This is a genomic window from Caulobacter soli, assembly GCF_011045195.1.
In the GTDB taxonomy this organism is placed as follows: Bacteria; Pseudomonadota; Alphaproteobacteria; order Caulobacterales; family Caulobacteraceae; genus Caulobacter; species Caulobacter soli.
In genome coordinates, this window is sequence record NZ_CP049199.1 from 5,205,257 (window position 1) to 5,220,839 (window position 15,583).

The following is a 15,583-nucleotide window of genomic DNA, read 5'->3' on the forward strand; positions in this document are numbered from 1 at the left end:
AATGTCTGAAGGTCGTCGTGGGTTGGGTCGCGGGCTTTCCGCCTTGCTCGGCGAGGTCGATTCCGCTCCCGCTCAGGCGCCCGGTGATACCGTGGCCGGCTCGCGCGAGGCGCCGATCGAGCTGGTACGACGCAATCCCGATCAGCCTCGCCGGACCTTCCGCGAGGAAGACTTGGTAGAACTTTCGGATTCGATCCGGGAGAAGGGCGTCCTGCAGCCGATCCTGGTCCGCCCCGCCCCGGGCGCGGCGGGCGAGTACCAGATCGTCGCCGGCGAGCGCCGCTGGCGAGCGGCCCAGCGGGCCGGCCTGAAGACCATCCCGATCATGGTCCGCGAACTCGACGACCTGGCCGTGCTCGAGATCGGCATCATCGAGAACGTCCAGCGCGCCGACCTCAACGCCATTGAAGAGGCGCTGAGCTACAAGGTGCTGATCGAGAAGTTCGGCCAGACCCAGGAAATGATCGCCCAGACCGTGGGCAAGAGCCGCAGCCATGTGGCCAACACCCTGCGCCTGCTGTCGCTGCCGGACTCGGTCCAGCACTACGTCACCTCGGGCGAGATGACCGCCGGCCATGCTCGCGCCATCGCCAACGTTCCGGATCCGGCCGCCCTGGCGCGCGAAGTCATCGACAAGGGCCTGTCGGTCCGCGACGCCGAGGCCCTGGCCCGTCGCGCGCCGAACGCCGACGGCGAAGCCCGCGCCAAGTCGGGCGGCGGTCGTGCTCCGAAATCGAAGGACACCGACACCCAGTCCCTGGAAGCGGATCTGTCGTCGCTGCTAGGCCTCGATGTCGAGATCGACGATCGCGGCGGCGCCGGCGCCCTGACCATTCGCTACGCCACGCTCGAACAACTGGACGATCTCTGCAATCGCCTGACGCGGGGCGCCTGAGGCCGTTTCGGAGGGTCTTCTGTCGCGCACAGAAGGCGGCTCGACCGTGTCCCTGGTCGAGCTGTTCGTCAGAATCGAGCCTGACGAAGCGTCGATTTTCGGACAAGCGGCTGAAAAATAACTGAAAACGCCGAATTCGGCTCTGAATTCGGTCGCGCCGTTCCAAGGTCGGAATCGATAGATTCCTGTGGATGAAGTGATCGGCGGTTTGACGAATCCTCGGCGTACCGGTCCGGACGGCGAACTCGCGTCTAGAGACCGAGCCGGCGCGCCTTGCCGGCGATCTGCAGGGCCAGGCGCTCGGAGATCAGTTGGTCGGGCGAGCCGGAGGTCTTGCACGCCTTGTCGGCGGCCAGCACCTCGGCCTGGACCACCAGCAGCTGGTCCAGGGTCCAGGCCCGGGCCTGACGCAGGAACTCGCGCTCGCTCTTCCAGAACACGCCCGAGGCCTTGGCCGCGGCCGCCAGGTCGATCCCGTTCTTGTGCAGGGTCAGGGTACGGCGCAGGCGGCCCAGGTGGTAGCCCATGGCGCGCACGGCGGCGGGCCCGCCTTCGCCCTCGGCGGCGGCGCGACGCAGGCCGGCCTGGGCGGGACCCACGCGACCACCGAAAGCGTCGATGGCGGCGTCGCCCAGGGAAGCCTCGGGCTCGACACCCAGGAAGTCGGTCAGGTCGGCGGGGGTGGCCACCACGCCGCTGCCCGGACCCAGGAACAGCGCCAGGCGTTCGATCTCGGCGCGGGCCACGCCGCGCTCCTTGGGCAGGCGCGAGACGAACAGGTCCAGGGCCTCGCCGTTCAGGCTGACCTTGTCCTTGGCGAGGGTCTCGCGGGCCAGGCGGGCCAGGTCGCCGGCCTCGTCCTCGTAGCAGGGGATCACGGCGGCGCCGTTGGCCTTCTCGGCGACCTTGCGCAGGGTCGAGTCTCGGCCCAGGACGCCGGCCTCGATCAGGAAGAAGGCGTCGGGGTTCAGCTGGCCCTCGACGTGACGGGTGAGCGCCTCGGCGGCCTGCTTGTCCGGCCCGCTCTTCTCGCCGCTCAGGCGCAGGCGCACCAGGCGACGGCCGCCCATCATCGACAGGGCCGAAAGCTCGTCCTCGAGCTTGCCGGCCTGGCTGTCCAGATCGCCTTCGGTCAGCTGGGCGGTGTCGAACGGGTCGTCGGGGCGCGCGAACAGCTTGTTGACCAGCTGGTCGGCGCGATCGCGCACCACGCCGCGATCGCGGCCATAGATGACCACGGCGCGGATATCGGCGGCCGGATCCCGCAGGAAGCGTTCGATGTCCGGTCGTTTCGACAGGATCATGGCGATAGGGCCCTAGGCTTTGGGCTGGGCCTTGCCCGCGAGCCAGGTGGCCAGTTCCAGCTGGATCCGGCGAGCCAGTTCGGTCGCGGCGCGTTCCTGGCTGTCCTGCTGGGCGGCGATGGAGGCGTAGGGCTGGTCGGCCGAGTCGTAGGTCACCGTCGTGTTGGTGGATCCCGAGCGCAGCTGTTGGCCGGTCTTGATATCCAGCAGCCGCCAGTTGGCCGTCAGGCTCAACTCGTAGCGGTTGGCGACATTGTCGACGCGAACGCCGCGCGCATAGCGGATCTCATTGATGGTGTAGACCAGGCGGTAGGTGGGCAGCAGGTTGACGTCGCGCGCCAGGGCGTCGTCCAGCTTCTCGCGCAGCAGATAGCCCGAGCGGCCACTGGCGGCGACCACCTCGATCGAGCCAAGCCCCTTGGTGACCGTCTGGGAGCCGTACAGCGGGGTGAAGCCGCAGGCCGACAGGCCCAGGGCTCCAATGGCCAGAAGAGGGGCCAGGAGAGCGGCGGGAAGGGTCTTGGAGAGCGAAAAGCGCTTCATGGATCAGCCGGCCACGATGTTGACGATACGGTCTTTCACCACGATCACCTTCCGAACGGTCAGGCCCTCAAGGTGGCCCAGCACGGCGGCGTCCGCCAGAGCGATTTTCTCGACCTCGGCTTCGGGCGTGCCGGCCTTGACCTTGATCTCGCCGCGACGCTTGCCGTTGATCTGGATCGGCAGCACGCGTTCGTCGTCGGCCGCCAGGGCGGCGTCGGCCTTGGGCCAGGGCGCGTCGACGACCATGCCGGCCTTGCCCAGGTGCGCCCAGGCTTCTTCGGCCAGGTGAGGCGTGAAGGGCGAGATCAGGCGAGCCAGGATCTCCAGGGCCTCGGCGCGGGCCGCCAGGACGCCTTGCGAAGCGCCCTCCGCAGGCGCGGCCTTCAGCATGTTCAGGAACTCGTACAGGCGCGCCACGCCGCTGTTGAAGCGGAAGCCCTCGATCGAGTCCGTCACGAAGCCGATCAGGCGGTGGGCGCCCTTGCGCAGGGCCACGGCGGCCGCGTCGGTCTCGTCATGGGCGAAATCGCCGGCCGGCTGGCTTTCGAACTCGTTCCAGACCCGGTGGGTGAAGCGCCAGGAGCCCTCGACGCCGCTGTTGGTCCACTGCACATCGCGCTCGGGCGGGCTGTCGCTCATCACGAACAGGCGCGCGGCGTCGACGCCGTAGGCCTCGAAGATGTCCTCGGGGGCGACGACGTTCTTCTTGGACTTCGACATCTTCTCGATGTCGCCGATGGTGATCGGCTCTCCGGTCGTGGCGTGGGCGGCGGTGCGCGTATTGCCCTCGACCGTGATGCGGATGTCCGAAGGCTCGACCCACTCGCCGGCGGCGTTCTTGTAGGCCTCGTGGGTGACCATGCCTTGGGTGAACAGGCCGGCGAACGGCTCTTCGACCGACAGCAGGCCCTCGTCCTTCAGGGCGCGGGTGATGAAGCGGGCGTACAGCAGGTGCAGCACCGCGTGCTCGACCCCGCCGATATACTGGTCGACGGCCATCCAGTGATCGGCGGCGTCCTTGCTGATCGGCTCGGCGGCGGTCGGGTCGGTGAAGCGGGCGAAATACCAGCTGCTGTCCACGAAGGTGTCCAGCGTGTCGGTTTCGCGCTCGGCCTTGCCGCCGCAGCTGGGGCAGGTGGTGTGGCGCCAGGTCGGGTGGCGCAACAGCGGGTTGCCCGGCTTGTCGAAGGCCACGTCGTCGGGCAGCACCACCGGCAGCTGGTCTTCCGGCACGCCCACCGGCCCACAGGCCTCGCAGTGGATGACCGGGATCGGGCAACCCCAATAGCGCTGGCGCGAGACGCCCCAGTCGCGCAGGCGGTAGACGGTCGCGCCCTGGCCCTGGTTCAGGGCCTCGATGCGGTTCACCGCCTCGGTCTTGGCGGCCTCGATGTCCAGGCCGTCCAGGAATTCGGAATTGAAGATCGCGCCGGGGCCGACATAGGCCTCCTTGCCGACGTTGAACGTCGCGGCGTCCTCGCCCGGCGGCAGGACCACAGGCTTGACCGGCAGGTCGTACTTGCGGGCGAAGTCCAGGTCGCGCTGGTCGTGGGCCGGGCAGGCGAAGATCGCGCCCGTGCCGTAGTCCATCAGGATGAAGTTGGCGATCCACACCGGCAGGGTCAGGGTCGGATCCAGCGGATGGACGACGCGCAGGCCAGTGTCGCGACCCAGCTTCTCGGCGCCCTCGATGTCGGCCTCGGACGTGCCGCCCTTGCGGCATTCGGCGACGAAGGCGGCCACGGCCGGGTCGGCCGCCGCCAGCTGCTCGGCCAGCGGATGCTCGGGGGCGACGCCCACGAAGCTGGCGCCGAACAGGGTGTCGGGGCGGGTGGTGTAGACTTCCAGGCCGTCAGCGTGACCGGCAGGCGCCTCGCCGTCGAACTTGAAGGTGAACCGCAGGCCCTTGGACCGGCCGATCCAGTTCTCCTGCATGATCCGGACCTTCTCGGGCCAGCGATCCAGGGTCTTGAGGCCGTCGATCAGGGCGTCGGCGTAGTCGGTGATCCGCAGGAACCACTGGGTCAGCTTGCGCTTCTCCACGGTCGCGCCCGAGCGCCAGCCCTTGCCGTCGATCACCTGCTCGTTGGCCAGGACGGTCATGTCGACCGGATCCCAGTTGACCGAGGCTTCCTTGCGATAGACCAGGCCGCGCTTCAGCAGACGCAGGAACCAGGCCTGCTGCTTGCCGTAATATTCCGGGTCGCAGGTGGCGAACTCGCGCGACCAGTCGACCGACAGGCCCAGGGCCTTCAACTGTTCGCGCATGGCGGCGATGTTGTCGTAGGTCCAGCCCTTGGGGTGGACGCCGCGCTCCATGGCCGCGTTCTCGGCTGGCATGCCGAAGGCGTCCCAGCCCATAGGGTGCAGCACGTTGAAGCCCTGGGCGCGCTTGTAGCGGGCCACGACGTCGCCCATGGCGTAGTTGCGCACATGGCCCATGTGGATGCGCCCCGACGGATAGGGGAACATCTCGAGCACGTAGTACTTCGGACGCGCGTCGGGAGTGATCGGCGTCAGGAAGGTATTGGCGGTCGCCCAGGCGGCGCGCCACTTCGGCTCGGTGTCTTTGGGATTGTAGCGGGCCATGAAACCAGACTGTTCGTGCGGGATCGCGCGGTCGGCGCAATCCGCGGAAGTCTTAAGCGGTTTGGGCCCAGGCGCGTTCAAAAAAAGGGGGGCGCGCTTCTAAAAGTGCGAACGGGAGCCTTTTGTCACGCGGACAAAGGGCTCCCGCGAAGAACCAGGGAAAACCCTAGTTCTTGATGTTGGAAAGTCGAAGCTGACGGGCGCGGGTCAGGATAGCGTTCTCGATGTCGGTCGCCGTCTGCTCGGTCGCGGCCGTGTCGGTCCAGGTCCCGCTGGCGTCCTTGACCTGCTTGAAGATCGTGACGTTCAGGCCGTCGGCCCGCAGGCGGGTGTCCAGGATGTAGACGGTCGCCTTGAAGCGCTCGTCCGGCTTTTCCGGATTGGTGTACCAGTCGGTGACGATCACGCCGCCGTACGGGTCGGCCGAGGCCAGGGGCATGAAGGCCAGGGTGTCCAGGCTCGCGCGCCACAGGAAGCCGTTGACGCCGATCGAGCCGGGTTGCGACGTGGACTTGCCGCCACCGCCGCCGCGACCCTTGAAGGGATTGAACCCGGGCTCATTGTCCTGGCTGGTGAAGGTGCCACCGCCCTTATTGCCGCCGCAGGCGGAAACCCCGGTCAGAACGGTCAACGCCAGAACGCCAGCGGCGACGCCGCGCAACACCGACCCACGCTCAAACGCCATAGTACCTCGCTCCAATGTCTCGCCGACGCGTTCGCGCATCTCTGGCGCGCCCCCGCAGCCGGAGCCGGTCTATAGCATGGTCGCGCTGCGTCAAAACAGGAATCGCGTGGCAGGACCGCCACAGGCGCCGCTTGAATCGACTCCTGCGACGCCAAGCGTAATCCAACGGCGGTTGACCGCGTTGTACTAGGACCTTTAATCGAAGTTCAGGGACCCCGTTCCTATATAGGGTTTGACTCTATCGAGGCGCGGGTTGGGGATTGGGTTCGAGTAACATGTTCGCCGCACGGTATTTCATGGCAGGGGCCGCCGCGCTGATCCTCACGGGATCGGCTACGGGAGCCTATGCCCAGAGCAAGCCGCGCACGACCTCGCCCGACTTCGCCGTCAAGAGCGACTTCAGCAATCCGACCCCGATCGCCCCGTTCAACCCCACCCAAGGCCCGAAGAAGTCCCTGAAGTGGGACGACAAGAAGGGCAAGTGGGGCCTCAAGCTGGATCTGGATCAGCCGGCCAACCGCGAACTCGAAGCTCATGACGTTCAGGCCGGGGCCTACTACAGCGTCACCCCGTCGATCCGCGTCGGCGGCGCCGTGGCCCTGGGCGAGCAGAACCCCGCCCTGGCCGCCCGCAAGAACGAAATCCAGGAGCCCGCGCCGCGGGTGAAGCTGGAAACCGCGTTCAAGTTCTAGGATCGGCCTAGGCGTTCAGCGCCTCGACCGCCGCGATCCCGACAATTCCCATGTCCACAAGTTGCTCCGCCGTGCCCGCGCGCACGCCGCCCAGCGCGTAGACCGGCGTTTCCAACGCCTCGACGATCCTTTTCAGGCTCTCCACGCCTAGTGGCGCGCCCGCCGAGGGACTGCGGCTGGGAAAGATTGGCGACACCACCAGCGCGTCCGCGCCCGCCGCCGCGCCGGCCAGGGCCGCGGCCAGGTCGTGAGCGGCGGTTGTGATCAGCCACCCTGGATGAGCGGGCCGTAGATCCAGCGCCTGGGCGGCCAAGCGTTCGGGCAAGTGCAGGCCGTCGGCCTGGATGTCCAAGGCCAGGGCGGCATCCGCTCCAACCAGCAGCATCAGGCCGCGCCGTCGGGTGATTTCCCGCAGCCGCCCGCCTTGCTCCGCCGCATCGGCCGCGCCGAACGCCCTGAACACCACGGCCGCGCCGGCCGGCAGGCGCTCGGCGACCGCTTCCGGATCGGGCGTCCGTTGGGGATCGGTGAAGAACAGCAGGTTCGGCAGCGGCTTTCCGCGCACCAGCCATGGGCGAAGGCGCGCCGCCGTTCTAGACAGGGTTTCCATCTCGCTGATCGTCTGTTTCGAGCCCATGTCCCCGGAATCTCTCTCCACCTACGCCTCGATCCAATCCCGCATCCGCGCAGCCGCCCTGGCCGCCGGCCGCCCGGCCGACGCGGTCACCCTGGTGGCGGTGTCCAAGCTGCAGCCCTGGGACCATATCGCGCCCATTCTCGACGCGGGCCAGCGGGTGTTCGGAGAAAATCGCGTCCAGGAGGCCATGGGCCGCTGGAGCGAGCGCCGGGCGCGGATCGAGCTGCGCCTGATCGGGCCCCTGCAGAGCAACAAGGCGCGCGACGCCGTGGCCTTCTTCGACGTGATCGAGAGCTTGGACCGCGAGAAGCTGGCCCGGGTGCTGGCCGACGAGGTCCAGGCCCAGGGCCGGGCGCCGCGGCTGTTCGTCCAGGTCAACACCGGGGAAGAGCCGCAGAAGGCCGGGGTGCACCCCGGTGAGGCCGACGGCTTCATCGCCCTGTGCCGGGGCCTGGACCTGCCCGTGGAAGGCCTGATGTGCATTCCGCCGGCCGATCTCGATCCCGCCCCGCATTTCCGCCTGCTGGGCGAGATCGCGGCCCGCAACGGGCTTTCGAGGCTGTCGATGGGCATGAGCGACGATTTCGAGACCGCCATCGCCTGCGGGGCGACCTCCGTGCGGGTAGGATCGGCCCTGTTCGGTTCGCGCGCCTAGCTGGCCGCGATCTCCACCGCGTCGCCGGGCCTGGCCACCGCCAGCAGCGCCTCCACGTCGGCCCGGGCCAGGGCCACGCAGCCCTCGGTGCCGACATAGCCGTCGCGCGCCAGGTGCAGGAAGATCGCCGAGCCCATCCCCGAAACCGGCGGGTCGTCGTTATGACCCAGCACCACCACCAGGTCATAGACGGAATCGTCGCGCCACAGCCGCTCGGCGCTGGCGGGGTAGGGCAGTTTGACCGGCTGGTTGTAGGCCGGATCGTCCGACGCGTCGCACCAGCCGTCATCCGGCGCGATCGGCTGGGTCGGCAAGGCCGTCGCCGGGCCGTTCGGATAGACGTCGGGCCGATAGAGCACGCGGCGGATCGGCCAGACGCCCGTCGGACTGCGGTTGTCGCCCTCGCGCTTGTCGGCGCCGGCGATCACCCCGGCCTTGCCCAGGGCGGCCCGGGTGGAGGTCCTGTCCCAGCTGATCTGGCCATCCCAGGCGTTCGGACCGTCGGGGCGGGCGCGAAAGATCGTCAAGACGGTCTCCAGGGACGTGGCGTCGCGCCAAGTCGAGAACCGCCTTGGCGCCAGGGGCCGCAGCGGTGCATGTTCGCGTTCATGGCGCAACGCAAAACCCTTCTCCTGGTCGACGACGACGATGATCTGCGCGGAGCTCTGGCCGAGCAGCTCGCCCTCCACGAGGAGTTCGCGGTCGCGGAAGCTCCCACGGCCGGCGAGGGCGTGCGGATGGCCAAGGAACTCAAGCCGGATCTCGTCCTGCTGGACGTCGACCTGCCCGACATGGACGGTCGCGAGGCTTGCCGCCTGATGCGCAAGAACGGAGTCACCGCGCCGGTGATCATGCTGACGGCGGCGGCCAGCGACAGCGACACCATCCTGGGCCTGGAATCCGGCGCCAACGACTATGTGACCAAGCCCTTCCGCTTCGGCGTGCTGCTGGCCCGCATCCGCGCCCAGCTGCGCAGCTACGAAGCCTCGGAAGACGCTCTGTTCCGGATCGGTCCCTACGAGTTCCGCCCCTCGGCCAAGCTGCTGATCGACGAGAAACAGAAGAAGGTCCGGCTGACCGAGAAGGAAACCAATATCCTCAAGTACCTCTACCGCGCCGGGTCCAAGCCGGTGTCGCGCGAGGAGCTGCTGACCGAGGTCTGGGGCTACAACGCCGGGGTCACCACCCACACGCTGGAAACCCACGTCTACCGCCTGCGCCAGAAGATCGAGCCCGATCCCGCCGTGGCGCGGATCCTGATCACCGAGATGGGCGGCTATCGGCTGCAGCCGTAGTCAGGCTTTCCAGGCAAGAAAAAGCCCCGGCCGCTGCGAGCGACCGGGGCTTTTCAATTCAGCGCTTGGAACGCGATCAGGCGTTGCCGACCACCACGCCTTCGGCTTGGGCCTTGCGCGCGGCGTAGACGCCGGCGAAGTCGATCGGGTCGATCAGGAAGGGCGGGAAGCCGCCTTCGGTGGTGACGTCCGAGATCAGGCGACGGGCGTAGGGGAACAGGAAGCGCGGGCACTCGATCAGCAGCACCGGCTCCAGGTCGGCTTCCGGTACGCCGGAGATGTGGAACAGGCCGCCGTACATCACCTCGACGTGGAACACCGTCTGTTCGTCGCGCGTGGCGCGGGCCGAGAGCTTCAGGTCCACCTCGAACAGGCCGTCCGGACGGCCGCGGGCGTTCATTTCCACGCCCATGTCGATGGCGGGCGGAGCGCCGCCGGCGCGCAGGGAGTCGGGGGCGTGCGGGCTCTCGAACGAGAAGTCGCGCACGAACTGGGCGATGATGCGGATGCCGGTTTCGCCGGGCGCGCCGTCTTCGGGAGCGGCGGGCGGAGCGGCGGTCGTGTCGGTCATGTGCGATAAATCCGTATTCGGCGTCGAAATTGGCCGCTAGGAGAGAGCCGGGCTGCTAACACGAGGGCGGCTGGCGCGCAACGCCAGGCGCCTGACGCGCGAGCCTGTTATCGCCTATATAGGCAGTAGGCGGCGCCTTGGCCGAGTGAGCGGAAAATATCGTGTTTGAATGGATCATCCTGGCGGCCCTGGCCGCGGTCATCCTTTACCAGCTCTACGCCACCCTGGGTCGCCGGGTCGGGCGTCAGCCGGAGGACGCCCCCGCGGTGGTCCCCGCCAGCGCCGGTTCCCGTGACCTGAAGGCTCCCGAAATCCCCGGCGAAGCCCTGTCGGGCCTGGCCGCCCTGCGCGCCCGGCAGGCCGACTTCGACGTCGGCCACTTCCTGAGCGGCGCCCGCCAGGCCTACGAGCTGATCGTCAAGGCCTTCGCCGCCGGCGATCGCGAGACGCTCAAGCCGCTGCTGGCCGCCGACGTCATGGCCAATTTCGAAACCGCCATCGCCGCGCGCGAAGCCCTGAACCGCACCGAGAAGGCCGAGTTTCTGGTCACGCCGCGCACGGATCTGGACTCCATCACGGTCGAGGGCGACGTCGCCAAGGCGGTGGTCCGCATCCTGGCCGAGATCCGCACCCGCTCGACCAGCGCCGAAGGCGAGGCGGTCGACGATCGCCGCACGGCCGATCTGTGGACGTTCCAGCGCGACCTGAAGAACAAGAACCCGAACTGGACCCTGGTCCGCGTCGACGTCGCGGAGGCGTGATGTCGCGCCTTTTTGGTGTGCGAGGGGGTTTTGTCGCCGCCTTCGCCCTGCTGACGCTGGCGGCCTGTACGACCGCGCCGCTCAAGCCGGTGGGCCCGGTCACGCCGGGCGTCGGTCCAACGACGCCGCCGGTCACGGGTCCCTCCGGCGCCCTGTCGTTCAACGACCTGGCGGGCTGGTCTCAGGAAGATCACCTCGGCGCGCTCGACGCCTTCCGCCAGGGCTGCGGCGTGGCCAAGGACCCGGCCATGGCCCAAGTCTGCCGTAAGGCCCGCGCCGAACGGCCGGGCAACGACGCCGACGCCCGCCGCTTTTTCGAGGCGCGCTTCCGGCCCGAAGCCGTTCCCGGCACGGGCGTGCTGACCGCCTATTTCGCGCCCGAATACGAGGCGCGGATGTCGCGCTCGGCCGAGTTCAGCGCGCCGATGCGCGGCAAGCCCGCCGATCTGGTCACCCTGGACCTCGGCCAATTCGACGCCGGTCTGGTGGGCAAGAAGGTGGCCGGCGAGATCGAGGGCGGCCAGGTGCTGCCCTATCCCGACCGCGCCGCCATCGAGGCCACGCCGGAAACCCGTCCCCTGGCCTGGATGCGACCGGAGGACCTGTTTTTCCTGCAGATCCAGGGGTCCGGCATCCTGGACCTGCCCGACGGTCGCCGGGTGCGCGCCGCCTTCGCGGGTCATAACGGCCGGCCGTTCGTCGGCATCGCTACGCCCATGCGCGACCGCGGCCTGCTGCCGGACAACAACACCTCGGGCGACGCCATCCGCAGCTGGCTGGCTGATCATCGCGGTCCCGAGGCCGATGCGATCATGCAGCTGAACCCGCGCTACGTGTTCTTCCAGACCCTGCCCGACGACGGCAAGCAGGCGGTGGGCGCGGCGGGGATCGCCCTGCCGGCCGGCCGGGCCATCGCCGTCGATCCCGGCAAGCATGCGATGGGCGAGCTCTTCTGGCTGGACGCCAGCGCCCCGAAACTGTCCGGAGCCTTTCCGACCTATCGCCGCCTGGCCGTGGCGCTGGACGTGGGCGGAGCGATCAAGGGCGAAGCGCGGGCCGATCTGTATACCGGCACGGGCGCGGCGGCCGGGGCCGAGGCGGGGCGCGTGCGCCACGACCTGCGCCTCTACCGCCTGGTCCCCAAAGGCTAAGCGAGGGGGCTGACGTGACAAAGCGCCCCCCGCGCCAGGAAGAAATGCGCCTGTGGGGCATGGTCACCGCCACGGTGAGGGCCAAGTCGACCCAGAAGGCGGCCGGCTGGACGCCCAAGGCCGAGAAGTCGCTGATCCAGCCGACCAGCCTGCAGCCCATGGCCCCGCTGCTGGTCGATCCCAAGACGATCAAGCCGGCGGGGACCAAGCGCATGCCCGGCCCCCTGGAAGGCATCGAGCCCAACCGCAAGCGCAAGATCGCCCGCGAGCACACGCCGCTGGAGGCGCGCCTCGACCTGCACGGCCTGGACCAGGACCGCGCCCGCCCGGTGCTGGAGGCCTTCCTGCGCCGCGCCTGGGAAGACGGCCATCGCGCCGCCCTGGTGGTCACCGGCAAGGGCAAGATGGGCGTGGGCGTGCTGAAGGCCCGCACGCCCGAATGGCTGGCCGGCCCGGCCCTGCGCGATATCGTGGCGGGGGTGTCTCCCGCCGAGAAACGCCACGGCGGCGACGGGGCGCTCTATGTGGCGCTGAAGCGCAGGCCGCCGAAGGTCTAGCGCCCCGTCTCCGCCACGATTGGCGCGCCAAGCTCCACCGGATTTCGGAGAGGCGAGATGGATATCGAGATCGGGGCCGAGGCCAAGGACAAGCGTTTCAACCGCCAGGTGGCGATCACCGTGGTCGCCTTGTCGATCTTCATGGGGCTGTGCGGAGTCAAGGACGGCAATATCGTCCAGGCCATGCAGCAGGCTCAGTCGGACGGCGTCGACGCCTGGAACGAGTACCAGGCCACCAAGACCAAGCTGCACATCGACGAAGCGGCCCTGACCCAGGCGCGGCTCACGGCCCTATCCGGCGGAGAGGCGATGCGGGCCGCCGTGGCCGTCGAGACGGTTCGGTTGAACGCCGAGATCGCCAAGTACCAAAGCGAAATCCCGACGCTGAAGACCAAGGCCGAGGGCTTTTCGGCCCAGTACGACGCGCTGAACGTCCACGATGATCAGTTCGACGCCTCGGACGCCCTGATCTCCATCGCCGTTTCGATCGCGGCGGTGGCGGCGTTGGTCGAGATGCCGATGGCGCTTTGGGCGGCCTGGGCGTTCGGCGCCTTGGGCGTGGTGATGGGCCTGGCCGGCTTCCTGGGCTGGAGCCTGCACTCGGCGTTTCTGAGCAAGCTGTTGAGCTAGGTTGCCCGCCTACAAGATCCTCCCCCTGTGGGGGAGGTGTCGGCGAAGCCGACGGAGGGGGGCGTGGTCGAGCCTACGATAGAGATCCTAGATCTCCCCCCACCGATCGCTATGCGATCGCCTCCCCCACAGGGGGAGGGTCTATGAGGGCCGGGACGCCTTCTCGGCATGCCCCGACGTGCCCTCACGCGCCGCCAGCTTTTCGGCCACCGCGTCCAGCGAGACGCCCGAGGCCGCCATCAGGGCCAGCCAGTGGTACAGCAGGTCGGCGCTTTCGGCGGCCAGGGCGTCCGGGCCCTGGGCCACGGCGGCGATCACCGTCTCGACGGCTTCCTCGCCCAGCTTCTTGGCGGCCAGGGCGGGATCGTTCAGCAGCTTGGCGGTGTAGGACGTAGCCGGATCGCCGCCCTTGCGGGTCTCGATCGTCGCGGCCAGGCGCTCCAGAACCTCGAACAGACGCTGGCTCATGCCGCCCCCTTCAGATCGTCCAGGCGCACCGGGATGCCGGCTTGCGCCATCGCCCGCTTGGCCTCGCCGATGCTGATCTCGCCGAAGTGGAAGATCGAGGCGGCCAGCACGGCGGCGGCGTGGCCGTCGCGGGCGGCTTCCACCAAGTGATCGGTGGTCCCAGCCCCGCCCGAGGCGATCACCGGGACGGTCACCGCGCCGGTCACGGCCTTCAGCAGGGGAATGTCGTAGCCGATCTTGGCCCCGTCACGGTCCATCGAGGTCAGCAGGATCTCGCCCGCCCCGCGCTCGACCACCTTGGCGGCCCAGTCGACGACGTCGATCCCGGTGTCCTTGCGACCGCCATAGGTCCAGACGTTCCAGCCGCCCGAGCCGTCCTCGCGCGCCTTGGCGTCGATGGCCACGACCACGCACTGGGCCCCGAAGGCGTCGGCGCCGGCGGCGATCAGGTCGGGGTTCTCGACGGCGGCGGTGTTGGTCGAGACCTTGTCGGCGCCGGCCAGCAGCAGGCGGCGCATGTCGGCCACCTCGCGCACGCCGCCGCCGACCGAGACCGGCATGAAACAGACCTCGGCGGTGCGGGAAATCACGTCCAGCAGCAGGCCGCGCTTTTCGCTAGAGGCGGTGATGTCCAGGAACATCAGCTCGTCGGCCCCGGCCGCGTCATAGGCCCGAGCCTGCTCCACCGGGTCGCCGGCGTCGCGCAGGGCCACGAAGTTGACCCCCTTGACCACCCGGCCGTCCTTGACGTCCAGGCAAGGAATGATCCGGGTCTTCAGCATCAGGCGGCTGCTATGGTCAGGGCTTCGGCCGGCCGGATCGTGCCGGCATAGAGCGAACGGCCCAGGATGGCGCCGGCGATCTCGACGCCGGGACGGGCCTTCAGCCGCTCGATGTCGGCCACCGAGGCCACGCCGCCCGAGGCGATGACGGGGATCGAGACAGCGTCGGCCAGCTCGCCCACGCCCTCGACATTGACGCCGGTCAAGGCGCCGTCGCGGCTGATGTCGGTGACGATCAAGGCGGCCACGCCCACGTCCTCGAAGCGCTTGCCCAGGGTGATGGCGTCGATGTCCGACAGCCCGGTCCAGCCGTCGACCGCCACCTTGCCGTCGCGCACGTCGACGGCCACGGCGATCTGCTCGGGCCACAGGCGGGCGGCCTTGCGGACCAGTTCGGGATCGTGGACGGCGATGGTGCCCAGGATCACGCGGCTGACGCCGGCCTCGATCCAGGCCTCGATGCCTTCCAGGGTGCGGATGCCGCCGCCTAGCTGCACCGGGATCGAGATCGACTCCAGGATCGACTGCACGGCGGCGGTGTTGACCGACTTGCCCTCGATCGCCCCGTTCAGGTCGACCACGTGCAGCCAGCTGAAGCCGTCCTTGACGAACCGCTCGGCCTGGTCGGCCGGAGAGGTGTTGAAGACCGTGGCCTTTTCCATGTCGCCGTGCAGCAGACGCACGCACTGGCCGTCCTTCAGGTCGATGGCGGGATAGAGGATCATGGGCGCCATTCCAGGAAGTTGGCGAGCAGGGCGAGCCCCGCGGCTTGGGATTTTTCGGGGTGGAACTGTACGCCCGCCACGTTGCCCTTGGCCACAGCGGCCGTGAACGGGCCGCCGTGATCGGTCGTGGCCAGGACGTCGGCCGGGTCGGTCGGCGTCAGGGCGAAGGAGTTGGCGAAGTACATGTGGGCGCCGGTCTCGACGCCCTTGAACAGGACGTGGTCGCGCGAAAAAGCGATCGCGTTCCAGCCCATGTGCGGAATGGTCAGGGCCGGATCGCGGGGCTCCAGCTTCTTCACCTGGCCGCCGATCCAGTCCAGGCCGGGGGTGACGCCAAATTCCAGGCCTTCGCTGGCCAGAAGTTGGTGGCCCACGCAGATGCCCAGGAACGGCGCGCCCTTGCCGTGCACGGCTTCGTTCATGGCCTCATAGACGCCCGAGGCGTCCAGGCCCGCGCGGCACGAGGCGAAGGCCCCGACGCCGGGCAGCACCACGCGGTCGGCGGCGGCCACGATGGAGGGTTCGGCGGTGACAACGATGTCAGCGTCAATGGCGTGGCGACGGGCCGCCTCGCGCAAGGCCTTCTCGGCCGAGCGCAGGTTGCCCGACCCGTAATCGATCAGGGCGACGGTCTGCATGAAAT

The 15,583-nt window shown here is 68.8% G+C and carries 19 protein-coding genes; 8 read left to right on the forward strand and 11 right to left on the reverse strand.

The window, feature by feature from the left end; all coding sequences use genetic code 11:
- Position 1: 1 nt before the first annotated feature.
- Positions 2-895: a ParB/RepB/Spo0J family partition protein gene (locus G3M62_RS24290; protein WP_165191104.1), complete on the forward strand. Its 894-nt coding sequence runs from the start codon at positions 2-4 to the stop codon at positions 893-895.
- A gap of 251 nt (positions 896-1,146) precedes the next feature.
- Here the strand turns inward: G3M62_RS24290 and holA are convergent, their stop codons facing one another.
- The 4 genes from holA to G3M62_RS24310 form a co-directional block, all read right to left on the reverse strand.
- A complete protein-coding gene (gene holA / locus G3M62_RS24295) occupies positions 1,147-2,199 on the reverse strand; it encodes a DNA polymerase III subunit delta (RefSeq protein ID WP_165191105.1) in 1,053 nt (350 codons plus the stop codon).
- 12 nt (positions 2,200-2,211) lie between these two features.
- On the reverse strand, positions 2,212-2,742 hold the full coding sequence (lptE, locus tag G3M62_RS24300) for an LPS assembly lipoprotein LptE (protein WP_165191106.1): 531 nt from the start codon (positions 2,740-2,742) through the stop codon (positions 2,212-2,214).
- Positions 2,743-2,745: 3 nt separating this feature from the next.
- Positions 2,746-5,331: a leucine--tRNA ligase gene (gene leuS / locus G3M62_RS24305; protein ID WP_165191107.1), complete on the reverse strand. Its 2,586-nt coding sequence runs from the start codon at positions 5,329-5,331 to the stop codon at positions 2,746-2,748.
- Positions 5,332-5,497: 166 nt separating this feature from the next.
- The gene (locus G3M62_RS24310; RefSeq protein ID WP_165191431.1) at positions 5,498-6,031 is read right to left on the reverse strand and encodes a DUF3576 domain-containing protein; all 534 of its coding nucleotides are present in this window, start codon (positions 6,029-6,031) and stop codon (positions 5,498-5,500) included.
- A 260-nt stretch (positions 6,032-6,291) separates the two neighbouring features.
- Here G3M62_RS24310 and G3M62_RS24315 point away from each other — a divergent pair, with 260 nt between their 5' ends.
- The gene (locus tag G3M62_RS24315) at positions 6,292-6,708 is read left to right on the forward strand and encodes an NtrZ family periplasmic regulatory protein (RefSeq protein ID WP_165191108.1); all 417 of its coding nucleotides are present in this window, start codon (positions 6,292-6,294) and stop codon (positions 6,706-6,708) included.
- Positions 6,709-6,715: 7 nt separating this feature from the next.
- Here the strand turns inward: G3M62_RS24315 and G3M62_RS24320 are convergent, their stop codons facing one another.
- Positions 6,716-7,345 (reverse strand): thiamine phosphate synthase, encoded by a 630-nt coding sequence (locus G3M62_RS24320; RefSeq protein ID WP_246263399.1) that lies wholly within the window; start codon positions 7,343-7,345, stop codon positions 6,716-6,718.
- Between G3M62_RS24320 and G3M62_RS24325 the strand changes: the two genes are divergently transcribed.
- Positions 7,344-8,000 (forward strand): YggS family pyridoxal phosphate-dependent enzyme, encoded by a 657-nt coding sequence (locus G3M62_RS24325; protein WP_165191109.1) that lies wholly within the window; start codon positions 7,344-7,346, stop codon positions 7,998-8,000. The genes G3M62_RS24320 and G3M62_RS24325 overlap by 2 nt on opposite strands.
- On the opposite strand, the gene G3M62_RS24330 is transcribed toward G3M62_RS24325, so the two are convergent.
- Entirely contained in the window at positions 7,997-8,527 is a 531-nt protein-coding gene (locus G3M62_RS24330) for a L,D-transpeptidase family protein (RefSeq protein ID WP_425483806.1), read from the reverse strand. The genes G3M62_RS24325 and G3M62_RS24330 overlap by 4 nt on opposite strands.
- An 81-nt stretch (positions 8,528-8,608) precedes the next feature.
- Between G3M62_RS24330 and G3M62_RS24335 the strand changes: the two genes are divergently transcribed.
- Positions 8,609-9,295 carry a response regulator transcription factor gene (locus G3M62_RS24335; protein WP_028039644.1) on the forward strand — a complete coding sequence of 229 codons (687 nt, stop codon included), beginning with the start codon at positions 8,609-8,611 and terminating at the stop codon, positions 9,293-9,295.
- Positions 9,296-9,371: 76 nt separating this feature from the next.
- Here the strand turns inward: G3M62_RS24335 and secB are convergent, their stop codons facing one another.
- Positions 9,372-9,866 carry a protein-export chaperone SecB gene (gene secB / locus G3M62_RS24340; protein WP_165191110.1) on the reverse strand — a complete coding sequence of 165 codons (495 nt, stop codon included), beginning with the start codon at positions 9,864-9,866 and terminating at the stop codon, positions 9,372-9,374.
- 161 nt (positions 9,867-10,027) lie between these two features.
- Here secB and timA point away from each other — a divergent pair, with 161 nt between their 5' ends.
- The 4 genes from timA to G3M62_RS24360 are packed head-to-tail and all read left to right on the forward strand — an operon-like array spanning position 10,028 to position 12,965.
- Positions 10,028-10,627 carry a TIM44-related membrane protein TimA gene (gene timA / locus G3M62_RS24345; RefSeq protein ID WP_165191111.1) on the forward strand — a complete coding sequence of 200 codons (600 nt, stop codon included), beginning with the start codon at positions 10,028-10,030 and terminating at the stop codon, positions 10,625-10,627.
- Entirely contained in the window at positions 10,627-11,778 is a 1,152-nt protein-coding gene (mltA, locus tag G3M62_RS24350; RefSeq protein WP_165191112.1) for a murein transglycosylase A, read from the forward strand. The genes timA and mltA overlap by 1 nt, the downstream gene beginning before the upstream one ends.
- A gap of 14 nt (positions 11,779-11,792) precedes the next feature.
- Entirely contained in the window at positions 11,793-12,335 is a 543-nt protein-coding gene (locus G3M62_RS24355; RefSeq protein ID WP_425483808.1) for a Smr/MutS family protein, read from the forward strand.
- Between the two features lie 57 nt (positions 12,336-12,392).
- Positions 12,393-12,965 carry a DUF4337 domain-containing protein gene (locus G3M62_RS24360; RefSeq protein ID WP_165191113.1) on the forward strand — a complete coding sequence of 191 codons (573 nt, stop codon included), beginning with the start codon at positions 12,393-12,395 and terminating at the stop codon, positions 12,963-12,965.
- Between the two features lie 141 nt (positions 12,966-13,106).
- On the opposite strand, the gene G3M62_RS24365 is transcribed toward G3M62_RS24360, so the two are convergent.
- The 4 genes from G3M62_RS24365 to hisH are packed head-to-tail and all read right to left on the reverse strand — an operon-like array spanning position 13,107 to position 15,578.
- Positions 13,107-13,433, reverse strand: coding sequence for a phosphoribosyl-ATP diphosphatase (locus tag G3M62_RS24365; protein WP_165191114.1), 327 nt, complete (start codon positions 13,431-13,433; stop codon positions 13,107-13,109).
- Positions 13,430-14,215 carry an imidazole glycerol phosphate synthase subunit HisF gene (gene hisF / locus G3M62_RS24370; RefSeq protein ID WP_165191115.1) on the reverse strand — a complete coding sequence of 262 codons (786 nt, stop codon included), beginning with the start codon at positions 14,213-14,215 and terminating at the stop codon, positions 13,430-13,432. The genes G3M62_RS24365 and hisF overlap by 4 nt, the downstream gene beginning before the upstream one ends.
- Entirely contained in the window at positions 14,215-14,949 is a 735-nt protein-coding gene (gene hisA, locus G3M62_RS24375) for a 1-(5-phosphoribosyl)-5-[(5-phosphoribosylamino)methylideneamino]imidazole-4-carboxamide isomerase (RefSeq protein WP_165191116.1), read from the reverse strand. The genes hisF and hisA overlap by 1 nt, the downstream gene beginning before the upstream one ends.
- Positions 14,937-15,578 (reverse strand): imidazole glycerol phosphate synthase subunit HisH, encoded by a 642-nt coding sequence (gene hisH / locus G3M62_RS24380; RefSeq protein ID WP_165191117.1) that lies wholly within the window; start codon positions 15,576-15,578, stop codon positions 14,937-14,939. Before hisH ends, hisA begins: the two co-directional genes overlap by 13 nt.
- Positions 15,579-15,583 lie beyond the last annotated feature (5 nt).